Source organism: Paenibacillus sp. FSL P4-0338 (assembly GCF_038002365.1).
Lineage (GTDB): Bacteria > Bacillota > Bacilli > Paenibacillales > Paenibacillaceae > Paenibacillus_AQ.
Window position 1 is genome coordinate 5018585 of record NZ_JBBOCG010000001.1, and the last position, 26324, is coordinate 5044908.

Annotated in this window: 25 protein-coding genes; 8 read left to right on the forward strand and 17 right to left on the reverse strand. The window is 53.7% G+C overall.

Going from position 1 to position 26324, the window contains the following annotated elements; all coding sequences use genetic code 11:
• Positions 1–9: 9 nt before the first annotated feature.
• Genes MKZ07_RS22035 through MKZ07_RS22045 form a run of 3 tightly spaced genes read right to left on the reverse strand, consistent with a single transcriptional unit; the run spans position 10 to position 3670 of the window.
• The gene (locus MKZ07_RS22035) at positions 10–2223 is read right to left on the reverse strand and encodes a carbohydrate-binding domain-containing protein (protein WP_036691830.1); all 2214 of its coding nucleotides are present in this window, start codon (positions 2221–2223) and stop codon (positions 10–12) included.
• Positions 2224–2250: 27 nt separating this feature from the next.
• The gene (locus MKZ07_RS22040; RefSeq protein WP_036691827.1) at positions 2251–2934 is read right to left on the reverse strand and encodes a DUF4956 domain-containing protein; all 684 of its coding nucleotides are present in this window, start codon (positions 2932–2934) and stop codon (positions 2251–2253) included.
• Entirely contained in the window at positions 2927–3670 is a 744-nt protein-coding gene (locus tag MKZ07_RS22045) for a polyphosphate polymerase domain-containing protein (RefSeq protein WP_036691824.1), read from the reverse strand. The genes MKZ07_RS22040 and MKZ07_RS22045 overlap by 8 nt, the downstream gene beginning before the upstream one ends.
• A gap of 169 nt (positions 3671–3839) precedes the next feature.
• On the opposite strand from MKZ07_RS22045, the gene MKZ07_RS22050 reads away from it, so the two are divergent.
• Positions 3840–4517, forward strand: coding sequence for a response regulator transcription factor (locus tag MKZ07_RS22050; protein WP_036691822.1), 678 nt, complete (start codon positions 3840–3842; stop codon positions 4515–4517).
• Positions 4517–5815 (forward strand): sensor histidine kinase, encoded by a 1299-nt coding sequence (locus MKZ07_RS22055; RefSeq protein ID WP_341027531.1) that lies wholly within the window; start codon positions 4517–4519, stop codon positions 5813–5815. The genes MKZ07_RS22050 and MKZ07_RS22055 overlap by 1 nt, the downstream gene beginning before the upstream one ends.
• 82 nt (positions 5816–5897) lie before the next feature.
• Here the strand turns inward: MKZ07_RS22055 and MKZ07_RS22060 are convergent, their stop codons facing one another.
• Together MKZ07_RS22060 and MKZ07_RS22065 are read right to left on the reverse strand one after the other, a co-directional pair.
• A complete protein-coding gene (locus MKZ07_RS22060; protein WP_036691816.1) occupies positions 5898–6965 on the reverse strand; it encodes a polysaccharide deacetylase family protein in 1068 nt (355 codons plus the stop codon).
• 166 nt (positions 6966–7131) lie between these two features.
• Positions 7132–7527, reverse strand: a complete 396-nt coding sequence (locus tag MKZ07_RS22065; protein ID WP_036691813.1) for a hypothetical protein — start codon at positions 7525–7527, stop codon at positions 7132–7134.
• A 123-nt stretch (positions 7528–7650) separates the two neighbouring features.
• On the opposite strand from MKZ07_RS22065, the gene MKZ07_RS22070 reads away from it, so the two are divergent.
• On the forward strand, positions 7651–9306 hold the full coding sequence (locus MKZ07_RS22070; RefSeq protein ID WP_036691809.1) for a cellulase family glycosylhydrolase: 1656 nt from the start codon (positions 7651–7653) through the stop codon (positions 9304–9306).
• Between the two features lie 66 nt (positions 9307–9372).
• Here MKZ07_RS22070 and MKZ07_RS22075 read toward each other — a convergent pair whose 3' ends face one another.
• Together MKZ07_RS22075 and MKZ07_RS22080 are read right to left on the reverse strand one after the other, a co-directional pair.
• Positions 9373–10119 (reverse strand): nucleotidyltransferase family protein, encoded by a 747-nt coding sequence (locus tag MKZ07_RS22075; protein ID WP_036691806.1) that lies wholly within the window; start codon positions 10117–10119, stop codon positions 9373–9375.
• The gene (locus MKZ07_RS22080; RefSeq protein WP_179090425.1) at positions 10116–10811 is read right to left on the reverse strand and encodes a TetR/AcrR family transcriptional regulator; all 696 of its coding nucleotides are present in this window, start codon (positions 10809–10811) and stop codon (positions 10116–10118) included. Before MKZ07_RS22080 ends, MKZ07_RS22075 begins: the two co-directional genes overlap by 4 nt.
• Before the next feature lie 195 nt (positions 10812–11006).
• Between MKZ07_RS22080 and MKZ07_RS22085 the strand changes: the two genes are divergently transcribed.
• Together MKZ07_RS22085 and MKZ07_RS22090 are read left to right on the forward strand one after the other, a co-directional pair.
• A complete protein-coding gene (locus tag MKZ07_RS22085; RefSeq protein ID WP_036691804.1) occupies positions 11007–11807 on the forward strand; it encodes an SDR family NAD(P)-dependent oxidoreductase in 801 nt (266 codons plus the stop codon).
• Positions 11807–12940, forward strand: a complete 1134-nt coding sequence (locus MKZ07_RS22090; protein ID WP_036691801.1) for an SMP-30/gluconolactonase/LRE family protein — start codon at positions 11807–11809, stop codon at positions 12938–12940. The genes MKZ07_RS22085 and MKZ07_RS22090 overlap by 1 nt, the downstream gene beginning before the upstream one ends.
• A gap of 106 nt (positions 12941–13046) precedes the next feature.
• On the opposite strand, the gene MKZ07_RS22095 is transcribed toward MKZ07_RS22090, so the two are convergent.
• From MKZ07_RS22095 to MKZ07_RS22115, 5 genes are all read right to left on the reverse strand, one after another.
• Positions 13047–13418: a RidA family protein gene (locus MKZ07_RS22095; RefSeq protein ID WP_036691799.1), complete on the reverse strand. Its 372-nt coding sequence runs from the start codon at positions 13416–13418 to the stop codon at positions 13047–13049.
• Positions 13419–14268: 850 nt separating this feature from the next.
• Positions 14269–15999 carry an Imm51 family immunity protein gene (locus MKZ07_RS22100; protein WP_341027538.1) on the reverse strand — a complete coding sequence of 577 codons (1731 nt, stop codon included), beginning with the start codon at positions 15997–15999 and terminating at the stop codon, positions 14269–14271.
• Positions 16000–16266: 267 nt separating this feature from the next.
• Complete coding sequence (locus MKZ07_RS22105) at positions 16267–16779, reverse strand: SRPBCC domain-containing protein (protein ID WP_036691785.1); 513 nt, start codon at positions 16777–16779, stop codon at positions 16267–16269.
• A gap of 23 nt (positions 16780–16802) precedes the next feature.
• Positions 16803–17123, reverse strand: coding sequence for an ArsR/SmtB family transcription factor (locus MKZ07_RS22110; RefSeq protein WP_036692208.1), 321 nt, complete (start codon positions 17121–17123; stop codon positions 16803–16805).
• Positions 17124–17263: 140 nt separating this feature from the next.
• Entirely contained in the window at positions 17264–17722 is a 459-nt protein-coding gene (locus tag MKZ07_RS22115; protein ID WP_036691783.1) for an Lrp/AsnC family transcriptional regulator, read from the reverse strand.
• A 172-nt stretch (positions 17723–17894) separates the two neighbouring features.
• On the opposite strand from MKZ07_RS22115, the gene MKZ07_RS22120 reads away from it, so the two are divergent.
• Positions 17895–19073 (forward strand): serine hydrolase domain-containing protein, encoded by a 1179-nt coding sequence (locus MKZ07_RS22120; protein WP_235218352.1) that lies wholly within the window; start codon positions 17895–17897, stop codon positions 19071–19073.
• A gap of 23 nt (positions 19074–19096) precedes the next feature.
• Positions 19097–20323 carry an MFS transporter gene (locus MKZ07_RS22125; RefSeq protein WP_341028082.1) on the forward strand — a complete coding sequence of 409 codons (1227 nt, stop codon included), beginning with the start codon at positions 19097–19099 and terminating at the stop codon, positions 20321–20323.
• A 150-nt stretch (positions 20324–20473) separates the two neighbouring features.
• On the opposite strand, the gene MKZ07_RS22130 is transcribed toward MKZ07_RS22125, so the two are convergent.
• Together MKZ07_RS22130 and MKZ07_RS22135 are read right to left on the reverse strand one after the other, a co-directional pair.
• Entirely contained in the window at positions 20474–21322 is an 849-nt protein-coding gene (locus tag MKZ07_RS22130) for an anti-sigma factor (RefSeq protein ID WP_341027541.1), read from the reverse strand.
• Complete coding sequence (locus MKZ07_RS22135) at positions 21315–21896, reverse strand: RNA polymerase sigma factor (RefSeq protein WP_036691711.1); 582 nt, start codon at positions 21894–21896, stop codon at positions 21315–21317. Before MKZ07_RS22135 ends, MKZ07_RS22130 begins: the two co-directional genes overlap by 8 nt.
• Before the next feature lie 195 nt (positions 21897–22091).
• Between MKZ07_RS22135 and infC the strand changes: the two genes are divergently transcribed.
• Complete coding sequence (gene infC, locus MKZ07_RS22140; protein ID WP_036691710.1) at positions 22092–22607, forward strand: translation initiation factor IF-3; 516 nt, start codon at positions 22092–22094, stop codon at positions 22605–22607.
• Positions 22608–23038: 431 nt separating this feature from the next.
• On the opposite strand, the gene MKZ07_RS22145 is transcribed toward infC, so the two are convergent.
• From MKZ07_RS22145 to MKZ07_RS22155, 3 genes are all read right to left on the reverse strand, one after another.
• Positions 23039–23653 carry a GNAT family N-acetyltransferase gene (locus tag MKZ07_RS22145; protein WP_076156567.1) on the reverse strand — a complete coding sequence of 205 codons (615 nt, stop codon included), beginning with the start codon at positions 23651–23653 and terminating at the stop codon, positions 23039–23041.
• Positions 23654–23735: 82 nt separating this feature from the next.
• The gene (locus tag MKZ07_RS22150) at positions 23736–25442 is read right to left on the reverse strand and encodes an ABC transporter ATP-binding protein (protein WP_076156427.1); all 1707 of its coding nucleotides are present in this window, start codon (positions 25440–25442) and stop codon (positions 23736–23738) included.
• Positions 25443–25766: 324 nt separating this feature from the next.
• Positions 25767–26246: a tetratricopeptide repeat protein gene (locus tag MKZ07_RS22155; RefSeq protein WP_341027543.1), complete on the reverse strand. Its 480-nt coding sequence runs from the start codon at positions 26244–26246 to the stop codon at positions 25767–25769.
• Between the last annotated feature and the right edge of the window lie 78 nt (positions 26247–26324).

Here is a 26324-nt window from a genome sequence, read left to right on the forward strand (position 1 = left end):
CTGTCCCGCTTAATTCGTGCTTGTACCTGCACTGTCTGGAGCTGTAGTGCCTGCATCTGCCGGCTTCGTGGTGCCTGCATCGGCTGGCTTCGTAGTACCAGCGTCCGCAGGCGGCGTTCCTCCCTCTCCGCCTGGTCCGCCTCCGGCTCTGTTACCTCTACCGCCGAAGCCGCCGCCCCCCGGCCCGCCCATACCACTTCCGCCTGTGGTTACACCCGATGCATTCACCCAGGTCACCGGACTGGTGATGTCAAAAGCAACGAATTTGCTGCCCCCGCTGTACGTCCCGCCGGTATACAATCCGTCTGTTGCTGTTCCGGTAGAGCTGCCGCCGGTATAGACGGTATAAGAGCCGCCGTTCAGTTCTGGAGTGCTGACCACTACGGTCTGGAAGCTCTTTGCCGGAGCGAAGGTCAGAACAGCCTTACCGTCAGCGTCTTCCAGATGAACCATCGTTCCGGCCTGCTGGGTTGCTGCGAACTCCACGCTTACCGAATACTGGCCGGAGTCTTCGCCCGGAGCCTGTGCCATTCCTGATGCACCTGCGGCTACCAGGAATCCGCCTGTGATGTTGAAGGCTCCGTCATAATCCAGAGCGCCGTTGCCGGAGTTCTCGGGGCCATTCACAATGACGGTGCCGCCGGTCATAGTTACCGAGCCGTTGGAATCCAGGCCATCGCCTGCGGCATCTACAGTCAGGGTGCCGCCGCTAATGGTCAGCAGGTTGCTGCCGGTGCTGCTGAACGAATCCTGTGCCTGTGTTCCTGCTGCTGCATTGGTATCGTTGCCTCCGGCCACATTGACGCCATCGTCCGTGGCTGTCACATGAATATCACCGCCGGATATGGTGATGTCCGCCCCTTCTATCCCTTCATAGCTCTTCGTAATATTGACGGTGCCGCCCGATATGGAGACCAGAGCATCGGCATGAATCCCGTCATCGCCTGTAGTGATCTGGAATTCTCCATCTGTCACACTGATGTTTCCGTTACTGTGCAGTGCATCATCGGCGGAATTTATTGTGAAGTTTCCGCCGTTCACGGTCAGGTCGCCGCCTGCTTTAATCCCTTTGGCGCTGACGGATTCCGTCTCCGCCGCTGCTGCGGTGTCTGACTGTGCTGCGCCTGCGGTGCCACTCTCCGCTGCTTGGCGCTGGTCGGCCGCTGGCGCAGCATCCATCGCAGGCGGTGTACCCCCGTCTTCTCCCGGAGCAGGGAAGCTACCGTCCTCCGGCCGCTGGCCGAAGCCGCCGCCGCCCATTCCCGGCCCTCCCTGATCGCCGGTCTTCACTTCGGCATTCACATAGCCGCCGCCGGTTACCATCGTATAGGTGCCACCATCAATGACTGCGGCCGTCTCCGCTTGTATCCCATCATTGGCAGCCGTAATGTCGAAGGTTCCGGCGGCAATGGCGATGAAGCCCTTAGCGGCATCCTTGTCATTGGTTGACTTGAGGCCATCGCCTTCGGCATGAATTGTAATATGGCCGTCCTGAATGGCAATCATATCTTTCCCGACGATGCCGTCATCGGCTGCCTTCACCTCAAGCGTGCCGGACACAATTTTGAGATCATCCTTGCTGGTAATGCCGTCGTTATAGTTGCCGGTAACCGTCAGCTTGCCGGTGCCGTTAATCGTCAGGTCGGCTTTGCTGAAGAGCACAGCGCTTGGCTCATCCTCAGCTCCTTCAGCGAACACATACGCAGCTCCATCCGTCACACTGTTATCCGTCCCTTCCTGCAAGGTGATGACCACTTTGCCGGCTTCCTTGATGTAGACCGGGGCATTATCGCTGTCCGTCAGGTGAGCGTCATTCAGTACCAGCCTTACGGTCCCTTTGGACTGCTCATCTACGATAATCTGGCCGTCACTCAGTGTGCCGCTAAGCACATAAGTGCCTGCCTCCGTAATGGTCACTGTGCCCTCTTGCGCCGTAGCGCCGGCACCATCAACTGCAGCCGTTGTTCCAGCCAGGGTTATAGCGGTCGAATCTGTTGCCGTCCAGGCGGTTACTGCATCCTCTTCCTCCCAGGTCACAAGATCTGCTGTCTTCACACTTGCCGGCTGTCCGGCGGCAGAGGTACTGCTCTGAACGGCCTCAACTGTTGTATTCACGTTGTTACTTGTATCGGATGACGTAGCTGCTTTTGCACTGCATGCCGACATGACTGCGGTGCATAGCAGCATAAGTCCTATTTTCCCGGTTGTTAATCTGTTCTTCATCAGTCATCGTTCCCTTCCTGTAGCGGATTAGTATTCGTTCATGACAGGTGCCATGGTTAGTGAGAGATCCAGGTTCCCGTTACGTGTGCGGATGGCATCCAGCAGCTCCTTCTGGCTTGTCTGCTCATCAATCGTTACAGCGTAGACCAGCTCATACAGGCTGCCCAGCTCCGTGGTTCTGATCTTCTTCAGCTCGTAGGCCACATTGAAGGTGTTGAAAACCTCCGCGAAGGCTTCCTCATAGCCCAGATTCTCAGGGATCGTTACCTTCAGTGTCTTGTGCATTGTCTTCTTAAGTCCAAAGCCTGTACGGTTAAGCACGGTCATCAGAATACAGAGGATCAGGGTGAAAAAGACCGCGTAACCGAAGGCCCCTACCCCGCAGGCCAGCCCTGAGGCCATAGTGAACAGAACGAAAGTGATATCCTTCGGATCACCGGGGGCGCTTCGGAACCGGATGATCGAGAAGGCGCCCGCCAGGCTGAAGGCCCGGGCCACATTGCTGCCGATCAGCAGGATGATAATCGCTACAATGACCGGCAGCAGAACCATGGTCAGCGTGAAGCTCTGTGAGTATCCGGCAGGGCTCGTCTTCATGTAGGTGAAGCTGATCAGCCCGCCGAGGATAATGGCGATGACGATGGTTAAAGCAGCATTCATGAATGTTAGTTCTGAAGTAGACTCAGCTACGGAAAATATCGAATCAAGCATAGCGGACACGCTCTCTTTCTGATTGGCTGTTTCGCAGCATTTTTTTGTATTCGTTGCCGTATTTGGAGAAGCTGGTGCGGTACATCTGATGCTCCGACAGCATCTTGGCCAGCCAGACCGGAATGGTCTTCTCCGCCTTCACTTCCATCAGCCATTGCCCCGGCTCCAGCAGCTCCTCGCCATACACGCCATGTTCCATCTTCAGATCATACCGGCGGCAGCGGATATTGGTATCGAAGGTGATGCGGAGATCGCGGTTATTTTTACAGAACATAGCCTTGCGATCATAGGACAGATAGAGCTTCGGCTGCAGATCATAGCGGGTCAGCAAGTACTTGATCTCTTCGATCACCTGCTTGTTCATATAGCTCGCGAATTCAGGCTCTCTGCCGCTCTCGATGAATGCATAGGCTTCATCCAGCTTCAGCGGGGTTCTTCTTTTGTTGACCAGACCCAGCACCTTCTTCTTGATCTCCAGATAGACCCTGGTGTCGCCTTCAGGAATGCCGTAGGCTCTGATGCGCAGCTTCTCCTTGTACTTCGGCTTCGCCAGGCTGCTGCGGATCAAGGAATTCTGCGGGGTGTCATAATACAGATTGGTGATGGAATAATATTCGTGCTGCTTGTTGTATGCATCAGGCTCCATATATTCCAGCAATTCATGATAGAGCTTCAGATAGGATTCATGGTCCAGCAGATACTTGTTCTCGTAACGGTTGAAGACCTCAATAGCCATGGGGATCAGTTCCTTTCAGGGGAGTAATGAGTGGTGCCGCTTGCTTATGAATGTATCTTAGCCTCCGAACCTTTAGTGAATCTTAAATGGATTAAGGTTGATTAAAGGTCCCCTTGATATAATGGCATCAGCAGCAAATCCATTACTTAAGAAGAGGATGAGCCATCCCATGAGAATATTAATCGTTGAAGACGAGGTCCATCTGGCGGAGGCCTTAACCCAAATCCTCAAAAAACACAATTATTCGGTAGACGCGGTGCATGACGGCAGAGCCGGTCTTGATTATGCGCAGAGCGGGATCTATGACCTGCTGCTGCTGGATATTATGATGCCGGAGCTGGATGGAATCAGCGTGCTGAAGACGCTGCGCAAGGACGGAATCTCCACACCGGTCATCATGCTTACAGCTAAAGGAGAGATCACCGACATGGTGACTGGACTCGATCATGGAGCTGACGATTATATCGCCAAGCCGTTCGCTTCAGAGGAGCTGCTGGCCCGTATCCGGGCTGCCCTGCGGCGTAAGGGCGAGGTGATTCCTGACGATGCCCTGAAGTTCGGGGATCTGGAGCTGAATACGGTTAATCCGAAGCTGACGGTGAAGGGCAAGGAGATGAAGCTGAATCTGAAGGAGACGGAGCTGCTGGAGCTGCTAATCCTAAGGAAGCAGGCGGTCACCTCGAAGGAGCAGATCATTGAGAAGCTATGGGGGTTCGATTCCGATGCGGAGCATAACAACGTGGAGGTTTATATTTCTTTTTTGCGTAAAAAGCTGACCTTCCTGAACTCGGAGGTGCGCATCAGCACGATTAGGGGCGTAGGGTACGTGCTGGAGGGGAGTGCCTGATGTTCAATAAACTCCGAACCCGGTTCCTGATTGTCAATCTGGTCACCATCTCCATTATCATGCTGGTGGCCTTCGCCGCCATCTACATCTTCACGTACCGCAATGTGCAGGCAGACATCTATATGGCGCTCCACCGGATTGCGGACATGCAAGAGCGGGGTCCGGGCGACGGACAAGGCCCGCGCGGTTCAGGTGGCGGTGGCGGCGGGGCAATGCCCGCGGGCCAGGGGCCGATCGACCCTTACCAGCCGGAGCGTTCCGTCTCCTTCAAGGTGCAGACCGATGCCAACGGCACGCTGACCGGCAAGGAATCGAAGTTCACTATGGACGATGAACTCTATACCGCCGCGCTGAAGGAGGCGCTCAGCCAGGGCAAGGACACCGGCCAGTTCACACTGGACGGCAGCCGCTGGATCTTCATGGTGAAGCCTGCAAGCAGCGGACAACAGTTGGTCTTCATGGACATCACCGCCCAGCAGCAGATCCTGACGAACCTGATCTATACCTTCGCGGCTGTCGGCCTGCTGACACTGGTCATCCTGTACTTCACCAGCCGCTACTTTGCGGGGCGCTCGATTGCGCCGGTACGGGAGGCTTTTGACAAGCAGAAGCAGTTCATTGCCGACGCCTCCCATGAGCTGAAGACGCCGCTGACGATTATTAACACCAACGCGGATGTACTGCTGGCGAACAGTGAGGATACGATCCGCAATCAGGCAAAATGGCTGCAGTATATCAAGTCCGAAACGGAGCGTATGACGCGGCTGACGAACGATCTGCTGTACCTGACGGAGATGGATGACTCCCGGACCGGGAAGCTCCACAGCCGGTTCAATATGAGCGAGGCGGTAGAGAATATTATTCTGACCATGGAGGCGGTCATTTTCGAGAAAAATCTCTCTCTCGACTATGACATCCAGCCGGACCTTACCGTGCCAGGCAACAGCGAGCAGATCAAGCAGGTGGTGATGATTCTGCTGGATAACGCAGTGAAATATACGAATCCCAAGGGCTCTGTACACATCTCGCTCTATAAGCTGAACACCGATGTGCTCCTCTCCGTTTCGAATACGGGGGAAGGCATCGCGGCAGAGCATCTGGCGCGGATCTTTGACCGCTTTTACCGTACGGATACCTCCAGAGCGCGCAAGCAGGGCGGCTACGGCCTGGGTCTGGCTATCGCGAGGTCCATTGTGGACCAGCATAAAGGGAAAATCTATGCGAAGAGTGTAGCCGGAGAGTCCGTGACATTCTATGTGCAGTTGCCTTCAGGGAGCTGCAGCAGCTCCGAAGACTGACAGAGAAGGATTGGGCTATAAAAGGGGGTGCCCCGTCAGCTATGCGCTAGCTGGCTGGGGCACCCCCTTCAGTATTGTTGCTTTAATTGATTTCCAGATAATCAAGGTAAGCATCCCAAGTCCCGTCATCGGCGGTAACCACCAGCTCAATCACCTGGTTGCCGGTTCCATGGCTGACATTGCTGATCGTATAGACCGCAGGGCTGCTTCCGCCATAGTAGAAGGTCCCCTTCGTCACCCCGCCGATCTTGAGGTCCACCCTGGCCATATTGGCGTTATTGGAGGCCCCGCGCAGGGAGAAATTATGGGTGCCGCTGGTGAAATTCTGGGTGTACTTCACGGAATCATTATTCGCGTACAAGGCAACTCCGGAGAAGGGTGAGCTGATGTTAGCAGTATATTGACCCGCCTTAGTCATGTTCTCCGCCTCTACCTTCGTTGCAGCGGGGCCAGGACCATTGCCGCCATCTGGCGCAACCGCCCTGCCGGTGGACGGCGAGATCATGCCTGAGCACAGGTTACGGTTCTTGAGATTCTGTGCAATCTGCGGTACCGCCTGGAGTGTGGTCTGGTATTGGTCATGCATCAGGATGACATCCCCATTCTTCATCGTGCCCACAGCAGCCACGATCTGGGCGGTTCCCGCTCCGTTCCAGTCCTGCGAATCCACATTCCAGAGCACTTCAGTAAGGCCATTCTGGGCCTCGATGGACTTGAGAGTCGCGTTAGTCGCCCCGTACGGCGGACGGAACAGCTTCGGAGCAGTGCCGGTAATGGATTGCAGCGTCTGCTGGGTATTCGTAATCTCCGATGTAATCTGGGAGTTGCCCACCTGGGTCAGATTCGCATGCGACCAGGAATGGTTGCCAATCCACATCCCTGCGTTCTTCTGGGCCAGTACGAGCGAAGGATTGTTCTGCGCATTCTGCCCGACATTGAAGAACGTGGCGCGCAGGCCATTCTGCTGCAGAGCATTCAGCAGGTTCGTCGTGTTGCTTGGATTCGGCCCGTCATCATACGTTAGAGCTACATAGCCGGCCGAGCAATCGGCGGCGAACACCTTCTCCCCGCCTACCGCCAGCGACCCCACAAATAAAGACACGACAAGCGACCCGATAGCTGCCCATTGTATAGCTTTCATTCTAAACATTCTCCTAATTCCCCTCTCGGCTTGAATAGTTTCCTGACTGTACCCGTTAAGGCTGTAACAGTATGTATTCGCTCCGTTGAAGTCAATCGCTTACATTAGTAATTATAGCAATTATTCCCTTTTTAAGCTAGATGCGATTCTTGTAATTTGTGCTAAACAATCTCAGCTATAACGATGGAGCAGTTAATTTTGCTTGTTCAAGTTCATTTGCAAATTGCAAAAGAAATTCTTTATTGGTTTTTAACGGAGGAAGAAATAAGCTTTGATGTTCGAAATAGAGAATAAACGAACCTGTGCCATATTCATGAACCCACTGCACTCCAAAGGACTCATCAGAATGTGTAAATTCCCCAGTATATTCTCCGGGAAAGTCCTTCAGTAAATCAATAAAGGCATTTAAAGTGATATTAGCCCAGCCTAATGTAAAGGATTTCACCATCTTCTCATCATGTATAAAAGTGATATTGAGTTTACTGCCTTCAATATCTTCAGGTATATGGTAGATGAAATCAATATTAATATACGTTGAAGATGTCAAATCCTGATTATGCAGTTCTGGCATAAGATCCTCCTTTATTCAATAATTTTCCATAATTAAGACCTGTCCGGGATGAATAGGTTTTCATTTTATCCGTATGATATAAAGTTCGACTTTATCAAGAACCATATACGAGGAGGAAGATGAATGACCTTTGGTTTCAGGACACTGGGGAAAATGCTTTTGGCTCTAACACTGCTTGCAGGTACCGCCGCTATTGCCGGACAGCCGGTGAAGGCTGAGGGGGCAACGAAGCTTTTTTATCACACCTCGGGCAGCCGGATTGTAGATTCTCAGGGGAACCCGGCCGTGTTCAACGGACTGAACTGGTTTGGCTTCGAGACGCCGAACTATTCCCCGCACGGATTATGGTCGCGTTCCATGGATGATGTGCTCGATCAGGTCCGCGCAGAAGGGTACAACCTGATTCGCCTGCCGTTCAGCAGTCAAATGTTCGACCCCGCTTCCCAGGCCAACAGCATTGATTATGCCAAAAACCCGGACCTGGCCGGTCTGACTCCCATCGAAATTATGGATACCTTAATCGAAAAAGCCGGCCAGCGCGGCATTCAAATCTTCCTGGACCGGCACCGCCCCGATTCCGGCGGGCAGTCGACGCTCTGGTATACGGCCGCATATCCTGAATCCCGCTGGATCAGTGACTGGGTGATGCTGGCTGCACGTTATGCGAATAATCCTACGGTAATCGGTGCCGACCTGCATAATGAGCCTCATGGCCCGGCAAGCTGGGGGACCGGTGATCTCAGCACTGACTGGCGGCTCGCGGCCCAGCGGGCAGGGAATGCAATCCTTGCAGTGAATCCGCACTGGCTGATCATCGTCGAAGGGATCGAGCAGAATGTGCAGGGTAACACCAGCAAGTACTGGTGGGGCGGCAACCTCACCGGGGTGCGGAATTATCCGGTAACGCTTACCGTTCCGAATCAAGTGGTCTATTCCCCGCATGATTACGGTCCCGGGGTGGCGGAGCAGCCGTGGTTCAGCGATCCTGCTTTTCCGGCGAACCTGCCTGCGATATGGGATCAGACCTGGGGTTATATCAGCAAAGAGAACATCGCCCCTCTAATCATGGGTGAATTCGGAGGCCGCAGCGTGGACACCCTCTCGGTGGAAGGGAAGTGGCAAAATAAACTAGTCGATTACATCGGCACGAATGATCTCTACTGGACCTACTGGACACTGAACCCCAACAGCGGGGATACCGGCGGTCTGCTGCAGGATGACTGGGCAACCTGGAACCGGCCGAAGCAGCTCATGCTGAACCGGATCATGAAGACGGTCACCTTCCCTCCTATTGAGGAGCCCGGCGGCCCCGGGACAGGACCTGTAACCGCCACTCCGCTCTACCGCAGTGATGAGACCGGCAACAATGTGGGCTCCATCCGGGCAAGTCTCCAGCTGAAGAGTACTTCCACCGTTCCCGTCCCGCTCAGCCAATTCACGATCCGTTACTGGTTCACCCAGGACGGCAGCTCTGCACACACCATGGAGATTGACTACGCCGTCGTCGGCAAAAACAATATCCAGACCACCATCGTTCCGCTCGCGGTTCCGGTCCCCGATGCCGATGCCTACGCTGAAATCTCTTTCAAGGACGGGGCAGGCAGCCTGGCTGCTTCCGGCTCAACCGGTGAGATCCAGTTCCGTATTCACAAGGATAACTATGCCAATTACAGCCAGGCTAACGACTACTCCTTCCGGCCGCTGTTGACCAGCTTCACTGCCAATGACCGGATCACTGTATACCATAACGGCACGCTGATCTACGGCATAGAGCCGTAAAACAAAACGCACGGGTATAGAGAGGTTCGCCCTCTGCCCGTGCGTTTTTTTGATTTTTAACCCAGGTTACTCTGCCTGTTCCTCCAGCCTCGCCCGCATCTGTGCATAGGCCTCCGGGGTGCCGACATCCTCTATCGTGCCCTCCGTATAGTAGGCCCGCATCTCCTGACGGGAATGCAGCCATTCGGGAAAATAACTCGGCGCATCCGGGTTGCCCCCTTCAGCCAGATAACGGGAGAACAGCGGCAGCGTAGACCGTTTGTAGATGTACAGCGCGAATACACCAATGTTGGAGCGGGGCGCCTGCGGCTTTTCCTCAAGGGATAAGACCCGATTCTGCGCATCCAGCTCCGCCACGCCGATACTGCGCAGCTCTGCCGGATCATCTACCGTCCGCACCAGAATACAGTCTGTACCCACCTTGTGAAAATAGTCCAAATACCCCGCCAGGCCAAAGCCCAGCACATTATCGCCTGCCAGCACCAGCAGATCCTCCTGCGGCTGCTCCCGCTCCAGCACAAACTGGATATCGCCAATCGCGCCTAACCGCCCCTCAGGAGAAGAAGTGCCGTCGTTCAGGATACGAACCGGCTTGTTCCCCTGGTACTGCCCGGCCCACTGTTCAAAAGCATGGAAAAACCGCTCATTCGTCACCACAAGAATCTCGGAAATCTCCTCCAGCACCTCCAGCCGCGCGGCCAGCAGATCCAGAATCGTCCGGCTTCCCTGCACCGGCAGCAGCGGCTTCGGGGTGTCTAGCGTTAACGGATACAGACGGGTGGCATACCCCGCAGCCAAGATTAATGCGATCATCCTCGATCCGCTCCTCTGTCTGGTGTGGATGCTGCGAATAAGGCTCTGGACAGCAGCTCCATCGTTTGCCTGTATACAGTATGGGCGGCTACGGCATCTCCAAGGAACCCGCCCATGTATAGGTGGATTACACCATGCAGCGAGGACCATATGGCGGCGACAAGAGCCCCGGTCTCTTCCTTGTCCGAAATAAGCCCCTGCTGCTGGGCGGTAATGATTAGAACCTGTAGTCGGCGTATGGCGGTCAACGTTCCCTGCATACTCTCCGCATCCGGCTTGAACTCGGCAAAAGCCCCTCCGAACATCAGCTTGTAGTAGCTGCTGTAATCCTGTCCGAACTGCCAGAAGGCTTCGCCCAGTTCCAGCAGATGCTGCTGCAGGTCAGCATGCGGCGGCACCTCTTCAAACCGCAGGGCCAGCAGCTTACAACCTTCAAGATATAACTGCTGGGCCAGCCCCTCTTTATTAACAAATAGACTATAGATAATTTTGGTGGAACAGCCCATTCTTTGCGATACTCTGCGTACAGTGACGGCCTCCGGCCCCTCTTCCTGCAGAATGGCCGCGGCCGCATCCACCACAAGCTTACGGAGATTCTCCGTATTTTGCAGGCGGGCTTCCTGATAGGTCTTCAGTGTCCGGCCCGTGGATGGCGAGGACTTGTCTTCGTTATGGATAGGAATCACCTTCATTCGGTTATCAATGTTATTGACCAGCAACAAGGTTGCCGGGTTCTAACAGGAATTCTAAACATTCGCACCTAGGATGTCAATTGAACCCTTACGTGAAAAAATTAGATTGACACACGCGTGATGTTTTGGTTACTATGATTCACATAGGTAACGTTGTTACCAAAACAAAACGTTGATTCAGAAGGAGAAGTAAAAATGAATATTAAAGGGAAATGGTCATTGGTCACCGGAGCCTCTTCGGGAATCGGAGAACAGTTTGCAAGACAATTAGCCAAGGAGGGCAGTCATCTGGTGCTTGTAGCCAGATCCAAAGTCAAACTGGATGCACTCGCAGCCGAATTGACCCGAAGCCATGGAATTCAGTGCCGGGTGATTCCCAAGGACCTATCGCTCGAAGGCGCTGCCGGAGAGCTGTACCAGCAATGCCAGCAGCTTGGCCTGAATATCGATCTGCTGGTGAACAATGCGGGTTTTGCCACCCATGGCCTGTTCGAGCAGGTCTCCGGCGAGCGCCAGCATGAAGAGGTCATGCTCAACGTAGCCGCTGTAGTCGATATGACGCATCTCTTCCTTCCCGGAATGCTCCACAGAGGAGCAGGCGCTGTGATCAATGTATCGTCTACCGCAGGCTTTCAGCCGCTGCCTTATATGGCCGTCTATGGGGCGACCAAAGCTTTTGTCTTGTCCTTCACCGATGCCCTCTACTGGGAGAATCGTGATCGCGGCGTCCAATTCTTCGCCCTGTGTCCAGGCTCGACGGAGACCAATTTCTTCAACGTGGTGGGCACGGAGGATGCCTCTGTCGGCGGCGCGAAGGACTCACCGGAGCGGGTAGTGGCCCTTACACTGCGCGCTATGGCCAGAGGAAAACAGTACGTTGTTCCGGGGCTCCGCAATTACCTGAGTGCCCAGATTACCCGGTTCATGACCCGCAGACAAAGCCTGCGCTTGGTCGGTGGTATGCTTCGCCCTACAAACCCTAAGGAGAATGTGTAATGTCTACAGAAACTAATCAACGCAAACGGTCCGCCGGTAAGCATATCCGCAGATGGAGCTTGATCCTGCTCGGAATAATCGTGCTGGGAATCGCCGGATTCCTGCTGATGCCAGCCCCGGTAGAGCCTGCCGTATGGTCTGCACCTGCCGCCCCTTCTTTTGAGCAGGAGGGCCCTTGGAAAGAGAACAGCAAGCTTAGCTCCGCAGAGCTTGTGACAGATCGCGCGAAGTTCCCGGAATTTATCACTTTTGATGCTGCGGGGCTGCTGTACACGGGCGACTCTGACGGCAAAATATACAGAGTAGCCTTCGATGCGGAAGGTAAGGCGCAGCCAGCCGAAGTGTTCGCCGATACCCAGGGAACACCTAACGGGCTGAAATTCGATGCTGCCGGAAATTTGATTGTGGCGGATATTCAGAAGGGACTGCTGTCGATTGACAAGGATGGGAAGATTGAAGTATTGGCCACTGAAGTGGACGGAGGGCCGATCTATCTGGCGAACGAGCTGGACATCGCGCAGGACGGAATGATCTATTTCTCCGATACCTCTAACTACGGCAAGGTCATGTTCAAAGAGATCGCCGAGAACAAACCGCATGGACGGTTGTTGAGATATGATCCGCAGACCCGGCAGACCACCGTTCTGCTGAAGGATTTATATTTTGCCAATGGGGTCGCATTGTCTGCTGAAGAAGATTTCGTGCTTGTTGCTGAATCGTACCATTACCAGCTGACCCGATACTGGCTGAAGGGGCCCAAGCAAGGCACCTCGGATATTTTCGCGGAGAATCTGGCAGGGTTCCCGGACAATATCACTCGCGACGCTCAGGGACATTTCTGGGTAGGAGTATTCACAACCCGTCTGGCTTTTGCCGATTACATGCATAGTCATCCCTGGGTAGCAGCGACGATGTCCAAGGTGCCACAGTCCCTGTTAAATGGAGCAAGTGCCCCGGTGAAGCACGGACTTGTCGCAGAATACGGCCCCGAAGGCGAGCTTGTGAGCAGCTGGCATGATCCGGAAGGGACCTTGTACGGGATCACCACTGCCGTAAGCCAGGGAGGATATTTATATCTCGGAACGGCACCGGGCGGAAGCCAAGGGGTTCACCGGGTGCTTTTGAAACCGTAAGATTGTTACATTGAGGCAACCCAAACAGCAGCCCACTCCGGCAGGAGGGGCTGCTGTTGCAGTTGGAGCTGGGCGTATGATTGTTGCGGAGCTTATCCTCCCCCCGCTACACGCGCGGTCGGTATGCTATGCCGTCGATCTGGACCTTAAGTCCATCCGGACCGCCCACATGCGCGAACTCGGTGGAGATCGTTTTGCGGGCAGGGTACTTGCCTTGGAATCTGCGCTTGAATACCTCTTCCATAACCGGAATCTCCCACACATCCCGCAGCAGAATGTCCACTTTCACCACATCTGTGAGTGTAAGTCCCACCTGTCCGAGACGATCACTCATATCATTCAGCGCACCTTCCACCTGCTCTTCCACCGTTCCGCCCACATTGCCCACACAGAAGCTCAGGAAAATAAAATCCCCCGCCTCTACTAAACCGGAGTATGCATACTCCTCATTCACATCATGTCTGGTGATCCCGCCCATACTGGTTCTTGTCCCCTTGTCGCCTGAGATAAACCCAGTATAGCAGGAAAAAATAGACATCTGTATGCAAAAAGTCTTACATTATCATATATAACTGAGAAATACTTATGAATGGAGGAGAACCATGAAACGATTCCTAAAATCAAAGTCTTTTCTGATTACATCCATCCTGTTCAGCTTTCTTTTCATTATGAATATCATATCGCCGCCTGACAGTACGGGAATGGACATTGCACTCAGTATTCTCAAATCTGTATTGGCTGGTGTAATAAGCGGCTTTATTATTGGCGGCATTCTCTTTCTTTTACTGAAAAAGAAGTCCATCTGACCTTAGACTTCCACACACGGTGTTTCAGGAAGCTTCAAAACGACCTGCTCCAGACATGCTGTCAATATCTAACTTGGATGATGCGTACATAGGAGCAGTTGAGCGTGGAGAGCGGAATTTTTCAATCGGGAAGTGCTGGCTACCCTGGATAGCTCCGAAAAAAAAGATGCCCGATGAATCCAAACCCAAAAGGATGCCGCTTAGTAAACTGAAATCGGTTTTGAGAAAAGAGGAGTATTATGGGCTCTCCGAGTGGAATGATTATTTTCTCAGCAATATCAACTGTATTTTTGGTTGTATGGGTTATCGGAGCTCTGTTAATAGCAATATTCCCCTTTAAGTCTTGGGAGCTTCTGCAAGGATGGAAGACACGCAGAGAGCCATCCTCCTCCTATTTTATAATGGTAAGAGTACTGGCAATTATTATGTTTATCATTGGTATTGCTCTACTTTCCTTAAACTTATTTCACAATTAATAAAGAACAGGACTGCCCATATACAGGCAGCCCCGTCTGATTCGTCCTAATCCAGCTCCGCGCGCGAGAACAGATCGCGGATGAGCGCGTCATCCTCACAGGCCCGCTTGAAGGCAGTGGCGAACTTGACCAGTGCCTCACCGTCAGAGGAATAGGCGCAGAACATACCGGCCTCCGGATCGAAGCGGACAATTCCGGATAGCTCAGGCATCTGCTCCTCCAGGAAGACCGCAGCCAGAGAGGCCCAATCATATCCGTTGCCCTCGAAGCCCTCGTCTTCCCGTGCGGCGAATACCTCCGTCTTATAGCTTCCTGCATTCAGAATCACGGACTTGCCGCCGTTATCCTGCTCCACGATAATAAAAGGCTTCAGATCCGCAGCTCCCGCCGATTCCGCCTCCTTCAGCTTCTTCAATAACTGTTCCTTTGCCTCATCCGTGAACCGGAGCGTCCCGTTCGTCTTCACGATCATGCCTTGGCGGACACGGTCGTCCAGCCAGTCCGTGATGAAGCCCGGGGCATATCCGCCAGTGCTGAATTCACCGCCGAACGCGATCATTTTGGAATACACCTCAAGATATTGGTCACGGCTCGTATTCGGGTAGACGCGGGTATAGAGCCAGAATTGCAGATCATACATCAAGGTGGACCGCTCGTCCGCATGAAGAGAGAAATGGCCCTTCTCCTCCACAATGGCGGTGCAGATCCTGCGGATAATGCCCTCTATATCGTCCACTTCCGTAACCTTGTCGCACAGCTCCTGCAGCAGCGGTGAGAACGCACCGGACGCCACTGTCTTCAGGTCATCCTCCTTATCCTCTTCCGAGGTATCAAACACCTCATCGTTCACCAGCCCACGGATAAAGGTCTCGAAGTCAGGGGCCAGGAACGTAATCTCATAGTTGCCCTCCTGATCCACATGAATCACCTCAGGTTCACCCTCCGGCCCGCAGTGGCGGTAATCCAGCATGATGACATCATGTCCGGCAGAAGGACAGTCTCCGAAGACCACGCCAATATCGGGGTAACCCCACTCCTCAATCATGAAGCGGCTTCCCAGGTCTCCGCAGAGGGAGTAGCTTTTGTCACGGCCGATTCCGGCTATTCCCGAGATAGCAACATGATCCTCAGCCCAGGATGTAGATTCAGTCACCGGGAAACAGGTATTGCGGGGAATCCCCCCGTTATGCTGCTTCATCATGGCGATGTAAGAGGCCGGCAGCTTATAGCCCAGCTCTTCCTCCACAGAAGCAATCAGCTCATCACTGGGCAGCGGGGACACGTACGACTTCAGGGCATAATCGCTGTCTTCCCAGAAATCGGCACAAAAATCAAGGAAAGACCCTAGGTCTCTGCCGCCGCTCTCTCTGAGTAATTTAGCATTATGTATCGCTTCGGCACGCCTGGCCTGCTCTCTGGCCTCACGCTGCGCGCCTTCCCGGCTGTACTCCAGCATGTTCTGGATATCTCCGTCTCCCGGCTCCAGTTCATCTGCACGTGCAAACGCTTGGACCGCCTGCTCGTACTGATTCAGATAATAGTAGGAGTACCCTGCGCGAAAATGCCAAAGCGAATCCTCTTTGCCTTCCTCTGCAATGCTGAGCAGCAGCTCCAGCGCTTTGTCGTAATCTCCCAGGTTGTTATAAGCTCTGCCCAATTGGCTGATACATTCATAATCTCTTGCCTCTGGTGGAATCTCCAAAAGACGGTCCACAATCTGCTGATATTCATTCTTGTCATGCCAACGCTTCACTTGTGCAAGCAATACCTTATCCATCCCTGTAGCCTCCCTGTTTGGACACTGTAAAGCAAGCCCGTTCCCACATTCCGCAGGTGCGCTTGCCGTCAGTTCATTCACTATTACCCATTCACCGGAAAATCGGGAAATTAAACAGGCCCCGGTTAACATAGATATCTCCCGGCTCAAAATAACCCCGCAAAACGGGGCTTTAGCTTCGGCTTCTATACCAAAAAGAGGCTGTCCCTGCCTATATCCGGCATCAGAACAGCCCCCTATAATATCATACCTATACATTCCGGCAATTTACTGAATCGACTGCAGATGCTCCCCGAGACGGTCCCAGGTTTCGGTAATTCCCTGGATCATCCCCATATCCATGACAGTGCGGAGCGCTTCTTCAGACTCATATTTCGAGCGGCTGATCAGCTTCGTTCCGCCTCCCTCCGTCTCTTCAAAGATCATGCTGACCAAAGTAGACGGCATCCCTTCGGTTTCATTGCCTTCGGCATCCGAGAAGTAATCGGTGTAGACAAAGCTCTCGCCATCAGTAATTTCATGATAGACGCCCTTGCCCCAGGATTCCATTCCGAAGAATTCCCCCTGCTTCTCATCGACACACTTCATACAGTAATGCCAAATACCGCCCGGACGAAAATCAACGCTGCAGAAGGGAACAATCCAGCCGCGCGGGCCCCACCACTGCTTCAGATGCTCTGCCTCAGAAAATACTTTGAATACAAGCTCACGCGGGGCATCGAATACACGTTCCAGAACCAGCTCAAGACCTTCTACTCGGGAAATCATTGTGCCAGACATTCCTAATCCCTCCTGATAGTCATTCATTTGTCTTCGGACTGTAACTGCCGCAGATAGTCATCCAGATTGTCGAAGCGTTCACTCCACAGCCTGCGGTAAGCTTCCAGCCAGGCATCCATAGCCTTCAGCGGCTCCGTACGCAGCCTGTAGTTCCGGCGGTTAGCCGCCGCTTCCACCTCAACCAGTCCGGCTTCCAGCAACACACGCAAATGCTTCGAGGCCTGAGGCTGACGGAGCGTGAGCCGCTCGGCGATATCGCCTACGCTCATCGGCCCGTCTTTCAGGATCTCTACCATCCGCAGCCGCGTAGGCTCAGCAAGTGCGCTAAATGTCGTTGTGTCCATCATTTCAGCATTCCTTTAATCAAGCCTTTTAGTATTTCGGGTACATGCACAATATACCCTAATGGGAATATTCCCGTCAAGGAATATTTTAAAATTGTCAGACGGCTTCTGCTGCTCTTTTGCTTCTCATTACTTGTTGTCTATTCGAGCAGGTTAACGCCTGCCGCTTCCAGCGAAGGAATAAGATATTTATGGTCTATGGGCGATGACATCACAATTAGAATCGTATAGTTCCCGTATTTATCGCATTCATTGCCGAATTGCTCCAAGGCTTGCGTGGAATCGGTCATTACTTTTAACAGATAGTTGTGCTCTCCGCTGATCCGGTAACATTCAACGACCTCCGGAGAGGAGCGGCAGAATTCCATGAAGGCAGTACATTCTCTGGAGTGGAACAGCATATAGGCAGCCGCATGTTTTCCAATCTTCTCCGGTGAGATTATGGTGCGATACCCGCTGATTACCCCATTTTCCTCCATACGTCTAACTCTTTCTGTCACTGCGGGTTGTGATAGGCCCACATATTTCCCGAGTTCCGTCATAGATATTCTCGCTTGGCTCTGAAGATGAAACAGAATCTGCTTATCCGTATGGTCCATTCCATTCAACTCCTTTAATTTTAAGGAACTTTGTGCAATCTGCCTTGTTTTAAATCGCCGGACGGCTAGTATAGCTTGGTTGCCCTATGTAAGCCGATTAACTTATTTTATATAATATACTTACATTAGTAAAGCAAACCTTGCTTTAACTATAGTGAAAGGATGATAACTGTTGAGTACACAGTATTTGAACACGATTAATCCAGACCGCCTCCCGGCGCGCATTGATAAAGTTATTGAGCAGACGCTTACCGACAAGCGCCTGGCGGGCGCAGTCATCAAGGTAGCAGTAGATGGGAAGCTCCTGTATAGCCGGGCTGCCGGCCTTGCAAGCCGTGAACTGAAGCAGCCCATGCGGGAGGATGCCTTATTCCGGCTGGCATCGGTTTCCAAGCCGATTACCTCAACAGCTGCTCTGGTACTAGTGGCCCAAGGCCGCTTGCTGCTTGATGAGCGGGTGGACCGCTGGCTGCCGGAGTTTCAGCCACGTCTGAAGAACGGCAAGCGGGCGGAAATCACGATACGCCACCTAATGACGCACACCGCTGGTCTAACCTACCGCTTCTTTCAGGAAGAAGGCGGCTCCTATGAGCAGGCCGGGGTATCCGATGGCATGGATCAGTCTGGTATCACGCTTGAAGAGAATCTGAAGCGGCTAGCGTCTGTTCCACTCCTCTATACGCCAGGCACCGAGTGGAGATATTCTATCGCAACAGATGTGCTGGGGGCGGTGATCGCAAGGGTTACCGGAACCACGCTCAATGAAGCCATAGATACGCTCGTGACCCGGCCACTCGGCATGAAGGATACCGGCTTCCTTGCAGTGGAACCGCAGCGGCTGGCCACCGCTTACGCCGATGATGTTCCGGGCCTGCGGCCTATGGAGAATCCGGACAGGTTGGCCTTTGTAGAAGGAACGGCGGGATTCCGGCTCGCCCCGAGCCGGGCGTTAGACAGTACTGCCTATGCTTCCGGGGGAGCCGGTATGATCGGCAGCGCCGGAGATTTCCTCCAATTGCTGGAGACGTTGCGGAAGGGCGGGGCGCCCCTGCTGCCGGAATCGCTGGTCCGCGAAATGACTACCAACCAGATTGGTGACCTCTCCATGCCCTTCTGGCCGGGACGAGGCTTCGGCCTGGGATTCACAGTGCTTAAAGATCCTGCTGCTGCAGATACTGCAGAGTCCCTAGGCACATGGCGCATGGGCGGTACCTATGGCCATTCGTGGTTCGTCGATGCCAAGCAGCGACTAAGCGTGGTAGCATTCACCAATACAGCACTGGAGGGCATGTCGGGTCCGTTCACGGTTGACCTGTGTAATGCCATCTATGGCAGATTGGACCCGTCATGAACAATACCAAAGAGAACGCCGGGATGAGCAGCAGCACCATTGCTTCCCCGCAACAGAGCTCCAGTTCTCCTGCTTCCGTACGCCTTCCCTGGGCCGGGTTACTTGCCCTGGCGATGACCGGGTTTATCTGTATTCTGACTGAGACGATTCCCGCCGGGCTCCTGCTTCAGATCAGTAAGGGGCTTGGAGTCACAGAGGCCATGGCAGGTCAGCTTGTTACCCTCTATGCCCTGGGCTCGTTAGTCGCCGCCATTCCATTGACCACGGCAACACGCGGCTGGAGGCGGAGACCCTTGCTGCTAGTATGCATCCTTGGTTTTCTCATATTCAATACCGTTACTGCCTTATCTTCGAGCTATCCCCTGACGCTAACGTCCCGTTTCTTCGCAGGTGTGTCCGCTGGTGTCCTGTGGGGAATGATCGCAGGTTATGCACGGCGCATGGTACCGGAGCAGCTTAAGGGACGGGCTATGGCTATTGCAATGGCGGGAACACCGCTTGCTTTGGCGTTTGGCGTGCCAGCCGGAACGTTTTTGGGTGACCTTGCAGGCTGGCGTAATATCTTTGGCGTCTTGTCGCTGTTCGCTCTGCTGCTGACTATTTGGATACTCTGGAAGCTGCCGGATTATCCGGGAGAAGCTGCAGACCATCGTCCTCCTCTACGTAAGGTCTTCACAAGGCCTGGAGTGCGGCCGGTCCTGTTTGTAGTGCTGGCCTGGGTATTGGCCCATAATATCCTGTATACCTATATAGCACCGTTCCTTACTCAGGCCGGGCTGCCCGGGATCGTGGATTTGGTGCTTCTTATTTTCGGTATTACAGCACTTCTTGGCATCTGGTTAACCGGTATCTGGATTGATCGTCACCTGAGGCTGTTGGTTCTGATTAGCCTCACTGCATTTGCATTGGCATCTGTCCTGCTCAGCATAGGCAGCAGCAAACCTTCGGTGATCTATCTGGTAGTTGCTGTATGGGGCTTAACGTTCGGAGGAGCAGCTACGCTGCTGCAAACAGCAATGGCCACAGCTGGCGGAGAGAGCGCAGATGTAGCGCAATCCATGCTTGTAACCGCATGGAATCTGGCCATTGGCGGGGGCGGTGTAATTGGTGGAATTCTTCTCGAAACAACGGGTGTTATGACATTTCCTTGGGCGTTGTTTGTCTTGCTGGTTCTTTCCTTATGGATAGCAAGGCGCAGCAGAACACATGGATTTCCTCCCGGAAGCATAGATATTCATCGCAACGATTAACTTTACCACGCCGTTTCTCCTCATTTCATGTACTGACTAATCTTCTGTATAATACCTAAACAGCCGGGAATCCATCCTCCCGGCTGTTCTGCTTCAAGTCTATTCAACTCCGCTCGCTTGCCTGCGGCATTATACTACCAGCTACTCTTGCTACCCCTGCTTAATCGGAGCTGCGAGAATCATCTTCCCGCGCGGGGTAACGCCCGCGCCATCCGGTTCCAGTGTAACGGCTATGGTATCATAGGCCTTCGGGTCAAACGAATAATACAGTGCCCCGTTTCCGCCCTGTGAGATGAAGGTGCCTGCATTCACCGGCGAGTCCCCTTTGATCAGCCACACTTGGTAGACCTCGGTGCCGGTAAGCTCCGGCAGATCTTCTGCCTGAAGCACAAGGTGGGTGCCGGTAGGGTCTGCGACAATCGTTGCTGTACCCTTGGCGGTAACCCCTTCTCCCGCCGGACTTAGCGCTACCGCCTCATTCACCTTAAGCCCCTGGAGCGGTCCGGTGCCGGAAGCCAGCTGCTGCTTCAGCTCAGACACATTCCCGCGCAGCTGGCCGGTGTAGACGACCAAGAGCAGCACAGCCACAGCCAGTCCAAGGCTCAGGTACCCCCAGAAGCGGGTTCTTCTAGGCTGCGGGATGCTTAACTGGGGCAAGCCCTGCTCTGCCGGAGGAGTCCTCGCTGGCTCATGCTCCATAGCCCGCTCTGCATCAGGCTGGATATTCAGCAGACGGGTCTCCGGCCTTGCTGCCGGTGCACCCGCCTTCCCGGACTCCAGCACCCGTGACAAGATGCGCTCCTTCATGCCGGAGGGCGGGTCTATCGGCTCAGAGGCAAGCGGAAGATGGTCCAGTACCTGCCGGTATTCCTCCACCAGCTCTCTGCATTCCGCGCATTCTGCCGCATGGGCAGCGAATTGCTGCATTTCCTCAGCCGTCAGTGCACCCAGCGTATATAATTCGGCCAACTCACAGAGTTCCTCATTGTGTTCACTCATGTGCATGATCCCTCCTTCCCCAGTGCCGTAAAGATTTGTGAAGCTGCTTCATCGCCAGCCGGACTCTTCCCTTGACCGTTCCCAGCGGGATAGCCGCAAGCTGCGCTACCTCCTGCTGGGTGTAGCCCTGGTAATAGATCATATCCATTACCTGCTGCTGGTCGCGGCTTAATCCCAGCAGCGCCTCTCTGATCTGTTCCCCCGCCATCTGCAGCTCAACGAGATCCTCGGTAAGCGCGCTGTGGTCCTGAACCTGCTCCAGATTCCCGGAATCGGCGGATTGCCGCGGCAGCCTGGCGTCCCGCTTACGGAGGTAATCGATCGCCAGATTGCGGGTCACCGCGAACATCCAGGTGAGCAGCTTGCCCTTGCCGAAGTCAATCTGCCCCGCATTCTTCCACAGGCGCAGGAACAACTCCTGCATAACCTCTTCGGCAGCCATCGAATCCTTCACGATCTGGTAAGCAAAGCTATAAATGACCCGTTCATACCGGTCATAGAGCAGTTCGAGGGCATTCGAGTCTTTCTGTGCAATAAGCAGAATTAACTGCTTATCGTCAGCTGTGTCATTCAATTGCCATCCCCCATTCAACAGAAAATATAGTAGTGCCAGTGGTTCCATGCTGAAAAACCTGCGTCCACTGAGTATAACCGCTTTGCACAACCGTCTCAACCTGCCGGCCTGACGGCTGCAGGCAGCTGTTATTGAAGCCCTGCCCGCTTCCATATATGATAGCTATATCATATCCGCAAAGGGAGGATCATTTCCGTGGCCGTACTGATTAATGAACAGATTAAGGCAGCCGAGGTCGAGCTGACCGGGCTGAAGGGCGAGAAGCTCGGCACCGTATCCAGAACCGAGGCGCTCTCCAAGGCCAGAGCCGCAGGGGCCGACCTGGTCTGCACCTCGCTGATGAGCAGCCCGCCGCCCTGCAGCCTGGTCGCCAAGGGCAAAGGCAAGGCGGCGGCACAAGCTGCCCGCAAGGGGAATACCACCCGTCCGCAACAAGGCGGCGGGAGCAGCCAGGAGAAGGTGAAGGAGCTGCGCTTCACCGCCCATATTGAAGAGCATGACTACGACACGAAGCTGCGTCAGGCAGACAAGCATCTGCGCTCCGGCAAGCCGGTGCAGCTCGTCGTGAAGTCCTCCGGCGCCAAGGAAGCCGCCGCTGCGAAGGCAGTGCTGGAGCGGCTCGTGGCCGATCTGAAGGAGGCCGGAACCAAGGCCTCCGGGCTGCAGACCAGCGGCAAGGGCGCACAGGTTAGAGTTAATCCGCGGACGTAAGTTTTCTTATAAACGAACACTTACGCCTGAATGATGTGCGGGTTCAGAACTGGCTGGACTCTACTTCTGTTGCACTTTGTACATTAGCTGACCCCGAAATTGGTCTAAAAATTGATTCTATTGCACTCTGTACAGCAGAATCTGGACAAATAAGGGCTTTCGGGCAGAATTCAAGAAAACCATTGTATAAAATACAACAGATGATTATTTAGCTTAGCTAAGCCCGAATTCTATTGCAGAAAATACAATCAGTCTAAAAAACTGCTGCAATGCCGCATGAGACAGCGATAGGGAGTCCTGCTCATACACAACAGGTGCCATCCTATAAGGACGGCACCTGTTACTAAAATACGGCTTAGCAAGCCGTATTCTCTAATCTTCCGGTCTTCTTCCACGCTTCTTCCAATTATACATTCCGCGCATATCCCTCGTCAGTTCATCGCCCGCCCCCTCAGTATATGGTCATTTCCCGCCTTGAAGGCCCGCTCTACAAACCGCTCCTTCGTCAGCACATGCAGCAGCTCCCCATTGCAATCCTCATAATCGCCGGTCAACCCGGCCAGCTCCTGCTCCACCTGGAAGCCCAGCTTACGGAGCACCCCGAGCGACGCGGTGTTGCGCGGATCTGCCTTGGCGTATAGCTGCTCCAGTCCGATTACATCGAAGGCGTAGTCCGCCATCGCCGCAGCAGCTTCGGTAGCATAGCCCCGGCCCCAGTGTTCACGCCCAATCAGATAATACAGCTCCGCATCCGGCGCCCTGAACTCCAGCACACCGGCCCCGCACCAGCCGATCAGTTGCCCGGTTGCCTTATCACAGATGGCAAATGAATACTTGAACGGCAGTTCAAACGGTGTATGATAGCTGAACATCAGCCAGCGGAACATCCCCTCATACTCATGCCTCTGCATGACCTCCATATGCATGAAGGCCAGCACCTCCGGGTTCTGCATTATTTCGAACGAAGCCATCAGATCACTTTCCATATAGGGACGGATGATTAACCGCTCTGTTTCGAGCTTCATCCTGGACAATGCCAGATTCATAATACACATAACCTCACCTTCAAGTTCTATCTGACACCCAGCATAGTTCAGGCGCAGGATAGTCCACAAGGTAAAAGATAGTTTAATCCGTTTGTCCCCTGCCGTTATTCCACAGCGTACGGAAGGACGGGCAGTCCCGGATCAGGGAATCGAAATCCCCTTCCCCCGCCAGCCTGCCTTGCTCCATGACCAGAATCTGGTCCACGCCGCTGATGAAATTCAGCCGGTGTGCGATAATAATGACCGTCTTATGCCTGAACTCCGCAAACACCGTCTCCATCAGGCTGCGCTCCGTAATATTATCCAGGGCCGATACCGGCTCATCGAGGATGATCAGATTCCGCTTTTGCAGGATCGCCCGGGCAAAAGCCAGCCGCTGACGCTCCCCGCCCGACAGCTTCAGCCCGCGCTCCCCAACCCGCGTCTCCAGCTTCTCCGGCAGCTCCAGTACCTTCTCCTTCAGGTGAACCTTATCCAGCACCGCATACAGCTCTTCATCCGGGACGTCTTGCTCAAACACCATGTTGCCCCGGATGGTAGTATCGAAGATCGGACTGTCCTGCGACAGATAAGAGATGTGATCATAGTAGCTGTCCAGACTCAGCTCGTCGATATCCGTGCCGTCGACCAGCAGCTGGCCGCCGCTTTTTTTGAGCAGGCCCGTAATCAGCTTAATGACCGTTGACTTGCCGCTGCCGCTTAAGCCCACCAGAGCCACTGAGGTTCCGGGCGCAACCGAGAAGGACAGCCGGTCCAGCACCTGCACCTCTCCGTAGCTGAATGATACATCCTTGAATTCAATGCTGCCCTCTAGCTGCGCAAGCGCCTTGCCCTGCTCCAGATTCCGGTCCTCGGGAGCATTCAGGAATGCCTCGAACCGCTGATAGGTGACCCTGTTCAGCTTATAGCCGACGAATAATACGTTGAAGATGGCGATCGGCGTATAGATTTTCTCAATGAACATGAACAGTGCGACCATGACCCCAACAGAGGCCTGCCCGGAGACCACATTCTTCACGCCGTACAGCAGCACAACCACCTTAATGACCGTAATGAACAATTCGAACAAGGCGAAGAAGGATTCATGAATCATCTGCAGCTTCGCGCTCTGCCTGATAATCTGCTGTGCCGCCTTATTCAGTCTGCCGATCTCCTGCGCGTACTTCTTGTTGGTGCGGAAGACAACCAGCTCCATGAAGCCGCGGACCCCGTATCGGGACATGGCCTCCTGCTGCATAAGCACCGATTCCTTGATCCGGTAGAGAACTTTGAGCAGAACATTCGTTAACAGGAAGATAACCACGTACCCGCCCGCAATCACCAGCATGATTCTGAGGTCATAGTAGCTGATGAAGAGCAGGCTGAAGAGAATCGTGGGCAGCAACTCATGCAGCGTATGGAGGATAAAAGAAAATAAAATACTGTTCCCGGCCGCCGCGCCGTTCTCAATCACCTTGATCATCTGGCCTGTGCCCATGTTCTGATAGGCGGAATAATCCATTCTGGAGATTTTGGACAAGGCCATAATCTTCAGTCTTTCTGTGATGCTGTTCGATAGATAGGCGCTGGGATATTCATCCGCATAGTTCAGCAGGACGTTCAGGCCGAGTAGCATCCCGTAGACGACAACCCCGTATAGGATTTCACGGAAGCCCGTTCCCGCCACCGCCTGATCCAGAATCCGCTGAAAGACAACAATGCCCAGGCTGCTTAAGAGCTGAATGGCACAGCCGAGAACTATATACAGAGCGGCCCACCCTCTGAGGTGGACAAGACATTTTTTTAACATGATCACAATCTCCAATCTTATTCATAAGAGTATGGCAAAAAGCCGGGAACTCTCCTCGCCACTCCGCATTAAAGACTCCTGCCTCAGCAGTGTAGTCTTCAAGCGGAATAACTCAGTGTCCCGGCTCACAAAGAATGACCTTCCAGGCACCGTTCAAGAATCCAGTTATCTGTGACCAAGAGGACAGACCTCCCCCTTGGTGGCTGGTACGCGTTCTACCCAGCCCGATAACTAGTTCCTTGCAACGGTACGGAATGGCATCCATTTCACCTCTTTGATAAGATTGACTCCATTGTATGCTTCGGCCAGACCAGCCGTCAATCCCTAGTGCTTCGTCTCTTTTGCCGCATCCGAATCCGCATCGGGACTGGCATCTGAACCAGCATCTGAACTGGAATCCGCTTCGGCAGCTTCTTCTGCATCCTCGCTATCCTCGTCCGCAGCGGCCAGCGCCTCCTTCTCACTGCGGCTCCATTCCAGGAATTCGATGGTATCCTGATCCTCAGGGTCCAGCTTATTTGCCTTCTTGAATGCTTTGATCGCGAGATCATACTCGTCCAGATAATAGTGGGCGTAGCCGACACGGAAATGCCACAGCGGGTCTTTTTTACCCTTATCTGCCGCCTTGTTGAACCATTTAAGCGCTTCCCGGTAACGGCCCAGATTGTTGAGCGCCCGGCCCAGATGCACTGCCAGTTCCTCATCGATCAGCGGTGTCGGCACCTCTTTGATGCGGGATACGATTTCTTCATATTCGTCCGCCTCATGCCAAGCGTTCAATTGCGCGATTAATTCTTCTCTCATTACCCATAGCCTCCCGGTTAATCATTCCAAGTTCTCTTAGAGATACTTTATCATTTTCACACCAAGTTTCCCACTGTT

What these genes read in the sequence shown, in the direction of transcription:
- MKZ07_RS22085 (WP_036691804.1), top strand. Translation starts at nt 11,007, where the DNA reads ATGAATATTAAAGGGAAATGGTCATTGGTCACCGGAGCCTCTTCGGGA.
- MKZ07_RS22095 (WP_036691799.1), bottom strand. Translation starts at nt 13,418, where the DNA reads ATGGGCGGGATCACCAGACATGATGTGAATGAGGAGTATGCATACTCC.
- MKZ07_RS22070 (WP_036691809.1), top strand. Translation starts at nt 7,651, where the DNA reads ATGACCTTTGGTTTCAGGACACTGGGGAAAATGCTTTTGGCTCTAACA.
- MKZ07_RS22155 (WP_341027543.1), bottom strand. Translation starts at nt 26,246, where the DNA reads ATGAGAGAAGAATTAATCGCGCAATTGAACGCTTGGCATGAGGCGGAC.
- MKZ07_RS22055 (WP_341027531.1), top strand. Translation starts at nt 4,517, where the DNA reads ATGTTCAATAAACTCCGAACCCGGTTCCTGATTGTCAATCTGGTCACC.
- MKZ07_RS22065 (WP_036691813.1), bottom strand. Translation starts at nt 7,527, where the DNA reads ATGCCAGAACTGCATAATCAGGATTTGACATCTTCAACGTATATTAAT.
- MKZ07_RS22110 (WP_036692208.1), bottom strand. Translation starts at nt 17,123, where the DNA reads ATGGACACAACGACATTTAGCGCACTTGCTGAGCCTACGCGGCTGCGG.
- MKZ07_RS22060 (WP_036691816.1), bottom strand. Translation starts at nt 6,965, where the DNA reads ATGTTTAGAATGAAAGCTATACAATGGGCAGCTATCGGGTCGCTTGTC.
- MKZ07_RS22150 (WP_076156427.1), bottom strand. Translation starts at nt 25,442, where the DNA reads ATGTTAAAAAAATGTCTTGTCCACCTCAGAGGGTGGGCCGCTCTGTAT.
- MKZ07_RS22125 (WP_341028082.1), top strand. Translation starts at nt 19,097, where the DNA reads ATGAGCAGCAGCACCATTGCTTCCCCGCAACAGAGCTCCAGTTCTCCT.
- MKZ07_RS22040 (WP_036691827.1), bottom strand. Translation starts at nt 2,934, where the DNA reads ATGCTTGATTCGATATTTTCCGTAGCTGAGTCTACTTCAGAACTAACA.
- MKZ07_RS22080 (WP_179090425.1), bottom strand. Translation starts at nt 10,811, where the DNA reads ATGAAGGTGATTCCTATCCATAACGAAGACAAGTCCTCGCCATCCACG.
- MKZ07_RS22090 (WP_036691801.1), top strand. Translation starts at nt 11,807, where the DNA reads ATGTCTACAGAAACTAATCAACGCAAACGGTCCGCCGGTAAGCATATC.
- MKZ07_RS22075 (WP_036691806.1), bottom strand. Translation starts at nt 10,119, where the DNA reads ATGATCGCATTAATCTTGGCTGCGGGGTATGCCACCCGTCTGTATCCG.
- MKZ07_RS22105 (WP_036691785.1), bottom strand. Translation starts at nt 16,779, where the DNA reads ATGTCTGGCACAATGATTTCCCGAGTAGAAGGTCTTGAGCTGGTTCTG.
- MKZ07_RS22035 (WP_036691830.1), bottom strand. Translation starts at nt 2,223, where the DNA reads ATGAAGAACAGATTAACAACCGGGAAAATAGGACTTATGCTGCTATGC.
- MKZ07_RS22115 (WP_036691783.1), bottom strand. Translation starts at nt 17,722, where the DNA reads ATGGACCATACGGATAAGCAGATTCTGTTTCATCTTCAGAGCCAAGCG.
- MKZ07_RS22050 (WP_036691822.1), top strand. Translation starts at nt 3,840, where the DNA reads ATGAGAATATTAATCGTTGAAGACGAGGTCCATCTGGCGGAGGCCTTA.
- MKZ07_RS22130 (WP_341027541.1), bottom strand. Translation starts at nt 21,322, where the DNA reads ATGAGTGAACACAATGAGGAACTCTGTGAGTTGGCCGAATTATATACG.
- MKZ07_RS22145 (WP_076156567.1), bottom strand. Translation starts at nt 23,653, where the DNA reads ATGAATCTGGCATTGTCCAGGATGAAGCTCGAAACAGAGCGGTTAATC.
- MKZ07_RS22045 (WP_036691824.1), bottom strand. Translation starts at nt 3,670, where the DNA reads ATGGCTATTGAGGTCTTCAACCGTTACGAGAACAAGTATCTGCTGGAC.
- MKZ07_RS22100 (WP_341027538.1), bottom strand. Translation starts at nt 15,999, where the DNA reads ATGGATAAGGTATTGCTTGCACAAGTGAAGCGTTGGCATGACAAGAAT.